Genomic DNA, 9,670 nt, shown 5'->3' on the forward strand with positions numbered 1-9,670 from the left:
CGGTCCAACCTCCCTGCGGTCCAACCGAGTTCACCTGATCCGACTAACGGCCGAACCGCCTTGCGAGGATCGCTCAGACGCGCCCGAGCGCGGCTGCGACCTCCGCCGCGAAGGGCTGGACACGCACCACCGCGTCGGCGACCCGGCGGACCGTCGCGGCGTCCATGTGCGACCACAGCGGGACGGTCAGCACCGAGGCCGCCAGCCGGTCGGTGCGCGGCAGCTCCTCCGCCTGCCCGAGGTGGGCGTACGCGCGCTGCCGGTTGACGGGCGGGAAGAAGTAGCGGCGGGTGTCGATGCCCTCGGCCTTCAGCGCGGCGGCCAGCCGCCGGTTGTCCAGGCCGAAGGCGTCGGCGTCCAGGATCAGCGTGAGGTCCTTGAAGGTCGAGGTGTCGCCCTCCTCCGGCAGCGCCAGCCGCAGGCCCGGGACGCCGGCGACGACCCGGGCGAACTCGGCGACCAGCGCGCCCCGGTGGGCCACCCGCTCGGGCAGGCCGGCCAGCCAGGTCAGGCCGACGGCCGCGTGCAGCTCGCTCATCCGGGCGTTCAGGCCCGGGAACAGGGTGTCGTAGTCGCCCGGGTTGCCGTAGTCGCGGGCGGTGCGCAGGGTCTGCGCCAGCGCGGCGTCCCGGGTGGCGACCAGGCCGCCCTCGCCGGCCACCGCGACCTTCGTCGGGCTCATCGAGAACACCTCGGCCAGGCCGAAGTTGCCCACCGGCACGCCGCGCCGCTTCGAGCCCAGGCCGTGCGCCGCGTCGTACACCAGCGGCACCCCGGCCGCGTCGGCGATCCGCCCCAGCTCCTCGGTCTGGCAGGGCGTGCCGTACACATGGGTGGCCATCACCGCGGCGGGGGAGTCGGCGGCCTTCAGCCGGGCCTCCGCGTCGGCCGGGTCGAGCGTGATGTCCTGCTCCCTGGCCTCCGCGAACAGCGGGCTGCCGCCCGCCCAGTGCGCGGCGTGCGCGGTCGCCGAGAAGGTGAAGCCCGGCATCAGCACCGGCCGCCGTCCGCCCACCCCCGCGGCCTGCAGCACCAGCATCAGCCCGGCCGTGCAGTTGGACACCGCCACCACGTGCGGCACCTCCATCAACTCGGCGGCGCGCTCCTCCAGTTGCCGCACCAGCGGCCCGTTGGTGAGCATCCCGGAGTCCAGCACCTCGCCGAGCCGCCCGAGCAGCCCCTCCCGGTCGGGCACCTCGACCCGGGTCAGCGGCAGGCCGTCGGGGAAGGCGGGCGCGCCGCCGAGGGCGGCGGGGCGGTTCTGGTCGGTCGTCATGAGGTCGAGCCCCCCTGGGTTCGTGACGGATCCGGAGCGCCGACGGCGACCGGAAGTTCGGGCCCGGTCCGGGCGGCGCCCCACTGGCCGGGCTGGGCCCGCCACACGGGCGCGCGGCGGCGCCGCACCCGGCCGGCCGCCGGCCGGGGGATCGCCAGCAGCACCAGCACCAGCGGCAGCACCTGCACCCGCTCGCGCGACAGGATGCCCATGTTGTTGATGGTCGAGAACGCCCAGCAGAACAGCAGCGTGTACACCACCGTGAAGGCGACGTACGAGCGCCGCAGGAACAGCTTCGGGATCCGCGCCAGCTGCGGCCAGGCCCGGACGAACATCACCAGCAGCGCGAAGCACTCCACCGACTGGATCAGGTTCTGGACGTTCGACGCCTCGAACGGGAACGGTCGGAACAGCACGCTCACCACCGACACCGGCAGCTTCACCGGGTTCAGGCTGAACGCGGGCGCCGGCTCGTCCGCGGCCGCCGCGTTGATCACCGAATCGCCCTGCGAGGTCCGCCGCGAGGTCTCCGACAGCACCTGGTTGACCGCGTCCCCGCCGGTGCCGGTGGTGCCGAAGAAGGTCGACACCTGCTGCAGCATCAGCATCACGCCCACCGCCAGCACCGCCGCCGTCAGCACCGTCCGCAGCGGCCCCAGCGCCGACACCTGCCGCGGCCGCTTGCGCAGCAGGTACGCCACGCTCAGGCCCGCGCCCGCCAGCACCGTCACGTGCGGCCGCACCATCGCCGTGCCCAGCGAACCCAGCGCGATGCACGCGAACGCCCCGAACCGCCGCTCCAGCAACCGGGCCACCCCGTACGCGGTCAGGCCCAGGCAGAACATCATCCAGGCGTCCTTGCCGATGCTGGACGGCCAGAACAGCAGCGAGGGCAGGAAGAACACCAGCTTCGCGTAGCGCCGCGAGTCCGCCTCCGGGAAGGCGATCTGCAGCGCCCGCCAGAAGAACAGCAGCCCCCAGAAGCCCAGCCAGGAGAACACCAGGAAACCGCCCACCAGGGTCGGCCCGGTCACCGCGTACACCACCCCGGTGACGATGATGACGAAACCGGTGCCCGCGACCTTCATCCCCAGGTCGTAGTGGAGCCCGGCCGAGAAGTCCGTCGTGGTCAGGTACCGGGCCAGCTCGGAGCCCTTCCGGTGGTACATCTTGGCGTCCGCCGCGCCGCCGTACAGCACGAACGCCATCAGGTACCGGGGGAAGGCGCAGGCCAGCTTCGCCGCCATCGCCACCACCAGCAGCTTGAACACCCCGCGCTCCGGGTTGCCCGCCGCGACCCTGGCCAGGATCGGCGTCCCGACCGCCATCAGCGCGGGCGCCACCAGCAGCGCCCCCCAGGTGTCGTACGAGGTGTGCACCATCGCCAGCACGAACACCGTCACGTAGCCCAGCACCAGCACCCAGGCCAGCGCCGCCGGCCGGCCGCGCCGCAGCGCCCCGCGCAGCCGGGCGGACGGACGGGAGCGGCGGCGCGCGCGGGCGGCGAGCAGGGGCGCCATCAGAAGACCTCCAGGTCGCCGAGGCTGAACCGCCAGTCGGCGAGGGTGCGTCCGGCCGGCAGCGGGCCGGCCGGGGTGCGGGCGGCCAGCACCATGCCGGTGCGCGGCGCCCGCACGCAACCCGCCCGCAGGCCGGCCGCGGCCGCCTCGGTGCCGGGGGAGAGGTGGGTGGCGGCGTGGTCGCAGCCGGAGGACGCCGCGACGCGCAGCAGCTGCGCCGCCGCGGCCCGGTCGCCCGGGCGGACGATCAGCTCGGCCAGCGTGAACTCCGCCAGCGGGCCGCGCCGCCGCGGCCGCCCGAACGCCAACCCGACCAGCTCGCCGCCCCGTTCGACGCTCGCCACCCGGTAGTCCAGGCCCGGCGCGGCCCCGTACCGCCAGGCCAGGTAGCCGGCGGTGCGCACCGTGTGCAGCCGGGGATCGGCCGCGTCCGCCCGCTCCCGCTCGGCCAGCAGCCCCGCGAGCTGCTCCGCCCACCGGGCGTCCGGCGCGGCCAACCACTCGGCGGCGGGAGGCAGTTCGCAGCGCGGCGGCCCCGGGGGCCCGGGCCGGCGGGACAGCGCCGCCCGGGCGCCCCGGGCGAACGACACCGGCCGGGCCACCCGCAGCGCCACCGGGACGCGGCCCAGCTCCCGCCAGCCCATCCTCAGGTAGCCGGGCAGGCTGTTGCCGTTCGGCGTGTTGAACACCAACTCGGCCTCGCCCCGCACCTGTTCGAGCAGCTCGGTGGTCAGCCGGCGGAAGATCCCGCGCCCCCGGAAGTCGGGGTGCGTCGCGGTGTCCACCGGCCGCACCGCCCGCACCTCGCGGCCGCCCTCCCCGCGCCAGGACCAGCGCAGGAACAGCCGCACCCCCGCGATCCGCCCGTCGTCCGCCACCGCGACCAGGCCCGGACTCGACCCGAACGGGTTCGCCCGGTGCTTCCAGTCGAAGAACTCCGCGCTGCGCCGCCCGGTCGGGCCGCCCGCCAGCGAAGCCGTCAACAGCTCCAGCACCGCCGGAACGTCCGCCGGCTCCAGCCGCCGGTACGCCAGTCCACCACCCACGTCGTGCTCCGCCCCACCAGTCGGTTCAGTTCGCCAGGACCCGCGCGTACACCCGCTCGATCGCCCGCTGCGCGCCCGCCACGTCGAAGGACTCCGACCGCGCCCGGGCCGCCGCGCCCATCCGCTCCCGCAGGACCGGATCGGCCAACTCGCCCAGCGCCGCCGCCAGCCGCTCCGGATCGCCCGGCGGCACCAGCCGGCCCTGCACGCCGTCGTCCAGGATCTCCGGCATGCCGCCGACCTCCGTCACCACCGACGGCAGGCCCGAGGCCATCGCCTCCATCAGCGCCACCGGCAGGCCCTCCTGGCGCGAGCTCAGACAGAACACGTCCCAGCCCGGCAGCAGCGCCGGCACGTCCGCGCGCATGCCCGCGAACAGCACGCCCGCCCCCGCCCGCGCCCTCAACTCGGCCTCCAGCGGGCCCGAACCGACCAGCACCAGCCGGGCGTCCGGCTCCCGCCCGCGCAGCAGCGCGAACGCCGCCAGCAGCGTCGCCTGGTCCTTCTTCGCCGTCAGGTTGCCGACCGTGCCGACCACCAGCGCGCCGTCCGGCAGCCCCAGTTCGGCCCGCGCCGCGCGCCGCGCCGCCGGGTCGGACGGCGCGTCGCCCAGATCGGGGCCGTGGTGCACCACCGACAGCCACTCGCCCGCCCGGCGCCGCCCGACCCCCGCCGCCACCGCGTGCGACACCGCGATCACCGCGTCGTTGCGTCCGTACGTGAGCGCGTTCGCCCACCGGGTCGGCAGCCGGTAGCGCTCCCACAGGTTGTGCTCGGTGTGCACCAGCCGCGGCCGCCGCCCGCCGCCGGGCCGCAGCAGCCGCGCCGCGACCGCCGGCACCGGCATGTGGGTGTGCACCAGGTCGTAGCGGCGCTCCGCCAGCAGCGCCCGCAGCCGCAGCGGCCAGCGCCGCCCCGGCGCGCCGCCCAGGCAGTGCACCGGCACGCCCGCCGCCTCCAGCGCCGGCACCAGCGCGTCCTTGTGCGGCAGCACGTACGCCACCTCGATGTCGTAGCGCGAGCGGTCCGCGTGCCGCACGCAGTTGAGCAGCAACTGCTCCGCCCCGCCCCGGCCCAGGCCCTTCGCCAGCCAGAGCACCCTGGCCCGCGAGCCGCTCACCTGTCCTCGCCCAGCCGCAGCTGCATGGTGGTCTCCACCGGCTCCTCCGGCGGCAGCTCCACCGGGCGGCGCCCCCAGCTCGTCGTCCCGTCGTACCGGTCGAGGCCCCCGCCGCCCCCGTCGACCCCGCTGCCCCCGTACACGGGCTCGCCGCGCCGGGTGCCGTCCGCCCGCTGGTGCTCCACCCGGCGCGGCTCCGGCCGCCGGTGCTCGGGCCGCCGCGGCTCCGGCCGGGGCTGCGCCCGCACCGGCTCCGCCGCCGCCGGACGCGGCAGCTCGGACCGCTGCGGCGCCGGGCCCAGCGGCGGACGCCCGCCCAGCCGCCCCGGCAGCCGCAGCGAGCGGTGGCGCCGCCCGGTGGCGACCTCCGCCCCCAGCAGCGCCACACCCGCCACCGGCACCCCGGTGCGGGCCAGCAGCTCCGAGACCCGGTCCGCCTCCTCCGGGCGCACGTTGCCCGCCATCAGCACCACCAGCACCGCGTCCGCGTGCTGCACCAGGTCGTACGCGTCGTTCGCGTTCAGCAGCGGCGAGGAGTCGATCAGCACCACGTCCGCGTGCCGCCGGGCCAGCGCCAGCACCTCCCCGGCGCGCAGCACCAGCGCCGCCGGGTACGCGGTGGTGTGGCCGCCGGTGATCATCGCCACGTTCGGGACCCGGGTCGGCCGGATCAGGTCCACCAGGTCGGTCAGCTGCTCGGCGGAGAGCAGCTCCGCCATGCCCGGGCCCTCGTCCATCCCGAAGTGCGCGGTCAGCTCCGGCTGCCGGAAGTCGCAGTCCAGCACCAGCACCTGGCGTCCCGTCTCGCCCAGCGCCGCCGCCAGGTTCGCCACCGTGGTGGTCCGCCCGTCACCCGAACGCCCCGACATCACCAGCACCACCGGCGCCGGCTGCACCGCCCGCCGCACCCGCCGGTCGTCCGGGTCCAGACCGCCCTGCCCGAACTGCGCGGACAGCGACTCCGGGCCGGTCAGCAGCAGCGTCGAACGCAGCGAACGGAACGCCTCGGTCGCCGGGTCCTCCGGGCGGGCCGTCACCAGCGGCTCGCGCAGCCGCCGCAGCCGCCGCGACAGCCGCGGGATCTCGCCGATCACCGGCAGGTTGAACGCCTCCTCGGTGCCGTCCCGGGTCCGCAGCCGGGTGTCCATCCGGGACAGCATCAGCGCCGCCACCACGCCCAGCGCCAGGCCGAGCACCACGGCCAGCGCCAGGCGCACCCCGCGCGAGGGCGAGGACAGCAGGCTCCCGCCCAGCTCCTTCGCGTCGATCGAGCCCCACTGCTGGATCGCGTCGGTCTGGCTGTAGTTCTGCAGGTCGGCGATCGCGCCCAGGGTCTTGGTCAGCGCCGCCGTCGCCGTCGTCAACTGCGGCTGCAGCTTGGCCTGGTCGTTCGCGTTGGCCCGGCTGAACGACTTCTGCAGGTCGTCCAGTTGCGACTGCTGGGCGTCCGCCTGGGTGCGCAGCCGCTTGATCGACTCGTCGGCACTCCGCTTCGACTCCTGCGCGTAGCCGGTGATCGTCGCCTCGGCCAGCGCCTGCGCCAGCTCCGCGCAGGACGCCTGGGTCGGGCCGGTGGTGGTGAACAGCAGCATCTGGGTGGACTCCGCCGCCACCGTCCGGCGCGCGGTCAGCCCCGCCACGTCCGTCACGTGCAGCTTCTGCGCCGCCGCCGTGGTCACCGCGGAACCCTGCGCGTACGACAGCACCTGGTCGGCCCGCACGGTGTCCGCCGCGCCCGCGACCGGCGTGATCGCCACCTTGCACTGCCACTTGCCGTTGTCCACGGCGTTCCCGGCCGGCGTCAGCAGGAAACCCACGACCAGCGCGGCCGCCGTGCACGCGGCCAGCAGCCGCCAGTACCGCCGCAGAACGGTGAACAGATTTGCCGGTTCCACCGGTTGGTTCCCCTCGCCTCGTCACGGTGCACACGCGCCCCACGGCCGCACCCACCCCGGCGGGCGGCGCGCATCGGTCACGGCCGGGCCGCACGCGCCCCCCGGCTGCGGCAAGAAAACGAACGCTCCAAGGCCCTGTCGGCCCTCCCCTGCGCCCGATGCTTCCCGCCCCGGACCTGCGGCGCAAGCGCTTTGGCCATACTGACACCTGGCTTCGGTCGGAATCCGGACGCACGCAAGCGAACTGACGTGGAGTCATCAAGGACCCGCCGGCCGGTTCGGCCGCCGCCCGCCCCCGCACCGTCAGGCCAGTGCGCGTCCGTAGAACCCCACCATCCGCTCCGACACCTGCTCCAGCGTGTACCCGGCCAGGAAGCGCGCCCGCGCCGCCTTCGCCCGCACCAGCGCCTCGCCGCGCTCCTCCAACGCCCGCACCAGCGCCCCCGCCAGCGCCTCCGGCCGCTGCGGCGGCACCAGCAGCGCGCACTCCTCCGAACCGCCCACCGTCTCGCGCAGCGCCGGCACGTCCGCGCACACCAGCGGCACCCCCACCCCCATCGCCTCCATCGCCGCGCTCCCCAGCCCCTCCCAGCGCGACGGCACCGCGAACACCTCGGACGCCGCCATCAGGTCGAACACGTCGTCCCGCGGCCCCAGGAACCGCACGCCCCCCGTCGCCGCCGCCAACTCCTCCAACCGCGCCGTCTCCGCCCCCCGGCTCCCCGCCAGCAGCAGCACCGCGTCCGGCCGCGCCGCCCGCACCCGGGGCCACGCCGACACCAGCACGTCCAACCCCTTCTGGTACTGCTGCCGGGCCGCCGCCAGCACCACCGGCACCTCCTCCGCCAACCCCAGCCCCGCCCGCACCCGCGCCCGCCGCTCCGCCGTCACCCGCCCCAGCAGCAGCGGGTCCCGGCCGCGCGGCACCACGTCGATCCGCCGCCGCGCCACCCGCAACCTGGCCGCCATCGCGTCCGCCACGTGCTCCGTCAACGCGTGGAACCGCCGCACCCCCTGCGCCGTCACCGCGTCCACCGCCTGCGCCGCCCGCACCTTCCACGGGTTCAACCCCCGCGCGTGCAGGTGCTCCGGCCCGTACGCCGAGTTCACCAGACTCGACACCACCGGCACCCGAGCCCCGAGGGCGGCCGTCCGGCCCAGCACGTCCGACTCGTACAGCGTCGTGTGCACCAGGTCCGGCCGCAGCCGGCGGAACTCGGCCCGCAACGCCGCCACCCGCGCCCGCCGCGACCCCCGCAGCACCGGGTGCACCCCGGCACCCGCCGCCCGCAACTCCTCCTGGAACCCGCCCGGCGACTCCTTCAGGAACGCCACGTGCAGCTCCACCCCCGAACGGACCAGCAGCGGGGCCATCGCCACCAACCCCTGCTCCGCCCCGCCCACCCGGCTCACACTGTCGATCACGTACACGACACGCACCGTGCCCACCCCCTCGCCCGGGCCACCCCCTGACCGCGGATCAGCATCCCAGCCGGACCCGCCCCGCGTCCCCCGAACCGGAGGAAACCCTTCGGGAACGCGGCCGGGGCCCGCGGCCGGAGCGCGCACCGGCTCCCAGCCCCGTTCCCCGCCCCTGATTCCGCGTCCCGCCGCCCCCGCCGCGCCCCGCTGGGTACCCTCGGCGCCATGGCCGAGCCGCGGGTACTCCACGTCATCACCGACCCCAGGGCCCGCGGCGCGCAGCGCCTCGCCCGGGACCTGCACCGGGAGTTGCTGCGCCGCGGCCAGTCCTCCGAGCTGGCCGCGCTGCACCCGCACCCCGACGCCGACCCCGGGGCCGCCGTCCCCGTGCTGGGCCCCTCCCGGCACCACCCCGCCACCCTGCGCGCCCTGCGCGGGCTCGCGGCCCGCGCGGACGTGGTGGTCGCGCACGGCTCCTCGACCCTCCAGGCGTGCGCGCTGGGCCTGTTCGCCGCCCGCACCCCCTTCGTGTACGTCAACATCGGCGACCCCCGGCACTGGACGGCCGACCCGCTGCGCCGACTGCGGGTGGGCGCGTTCCTGCACCGGGCCGCCGCCGTCGCCGCGATCTCGCCGCACGCCGCGGACGTCCTGCGCACCCGCTTCCGGCTCCCCGCCCGCCGCCTGCGCACCCTCCCCAACGCCCGCCCCGCCGACCGCTTCCCGCCCGCCGCCGACCCCGCCCGGAAGGCCGCCGACCGCGCCGGGCTCGGCCTGCCCGCCGAGGGCCCGCTGATCGCCTGGGTCGGCGCGCTCAGCCCCGAGAAGCGCCCCGACCTCGCACTCGCCGCGCACGCCCTGCTCCCGGCCGACGTCCACCTCGCGCTGGCCGGCGAAGGCCCCCTGCGCACCACCCTCGCCCCCGGCCCGCGCACCCACCTGCTCGGCCCGCTGGCCGACCCCGCGCCGCTCTACCGGGCCGCCGACCTGCTGCTGCTGACCAGCGACTCCGAGGGCGTCCCGGGCGTGCTGATCGAGGCCGCCCTGGCGGGCCTCCCGGCCGTGGCCACCGACGTCGGCTGGGTCTCCGACGTGGTCCGCCCCGGCGAGGGCGGCCTGCTCGTCCCGCCCGGCGACCCCGCCGCCCTCGCCGACGCGGTGCGCACCCTGCTCGCCGCCGACCGCGCCCCGTACGCGGCCGCCGCCCGGGCCCACGCCCTCGCCCACTTCGACCTCGCCGCCGTCACCACCGCCTGGCAGCACCTGCTGCGCGAGGTCGCCCGCCGCTAGGCCCCGTCTTCAAACCCCCGTCTGCCCCACAACGCCTGGCACGCCCTCTCGCCGCACCGGGCGAAAGGCCAAGTACATCCAGTACGAGGCCTTCCACCCGG

Annotated in this window: 7 protein-coding genes; 1 reads left to right on the plus strand and 6 read right to left on the minus strand. The window is 76.4% G+C overall.

What is annotated here, in order from left to right:
- Positions 1-73: 73 nt before the first annotated feature.
- From OO48_RS27085 to OO48_RS27110, 6 genes are all read right to left on the minus strand, one after another.
- Positions 74-1,276: a DegT/DnrJ/EryC1/StrS family aminotransferase gene (locus tag OO48_RS27085; protein WP_033220850.1), complete on the minus strand. Its 1,203-nt coding sequence runs from the start codon at positions 1,274-1,276 to the stop codon at positions 74-76.
- Complete coding sequence (locus OO48_RS27090) at positions 1,273-2,796, minus strand: hypothetical protein (RefSeq protein WP_051732888.1); 1,524 nt, start codon at positions 2,794-2,796, stop codon at positions 1,273-1,275. The genes OO48_RS27085 and OO48_RS27090 overlap by 4 nt, the downstream gene beginning before the upstream one ends.
- On the minus strand, positions 2,796-3,842 hold the full coding sequence (locus OO48_RS27095) for a GNAT family N-acetyltransferase (protein ID WP_033220852.1): 1,047 nt from the start codon (positions 3,840-3,842) through the stop codon (positions 2,796-2,798). The genes OO48_RS27090 and OO48_RS27095 overlap by 1 nt, the downstream gene beginning before the upstream one ends.
- A gap of 25 nt (positions 3,843-3,867) precedes the next feature.
- Entirely contained in the window at positions 3,868-4,962 is a 1,095-nt protein-coding gene (locus OO48_RS27100; RefSeq protein ID WP_033220854.1) for a glycosyltransferase, read from the minus strand.
- Positions 4,959-6,857, minus strand: coding sequence for a tyrosine-protein kinase family protein (locus tag OO48_RS27105; protein WP_033220855.1), 1,899 nt, complete (start codon positions 6,855-6,857; stop codon positions 4,959-4,961). The genes OO48_RS27100 and OO48_RS27105 overlap by 4 nt, the downstream gene beginning before the upstream one ends.
- A gap of 303 nt (positions 6,858-7,160) precedes the next feature.
- Entirely contained in the window at positions 7,161-8,288 is a 1,128-nt protein-coding gene (locus OO48_RS27110; protein ID WP_245194820.1) for a glycosyltransferase family 4 protein, read from the minus strand.
- A 216-nt stretch (positions 8,289-8,504) separates the two neighbouring features.
- Between OO48_RS27110 and OO48_RS35455 the strand changes: the two genes are divergently transcribed.
- A complete protein-coding gene (locus OO48_RS35455; RefSeq protein ID WP_051732889.1) occupies positions 8,505-9,569 on the plus strand; it encodes a glycosyltransferase in 1,065 nt (354 codons plus the stop codon).
- Positions 9,570-9,670 lie beyond the last annotated feature (101 nt).

This window comes from Kitasatospora phosalacinea (assembly GCF_000716545.1).
In the GTDB taxonomy this organism is placed as follows: Bacteria; Actinomycetota; Actinomycetes; order Streptomycetales; family Streptomycetaceae; genus Kitasatospora; species Kitasatospora phosalacinea.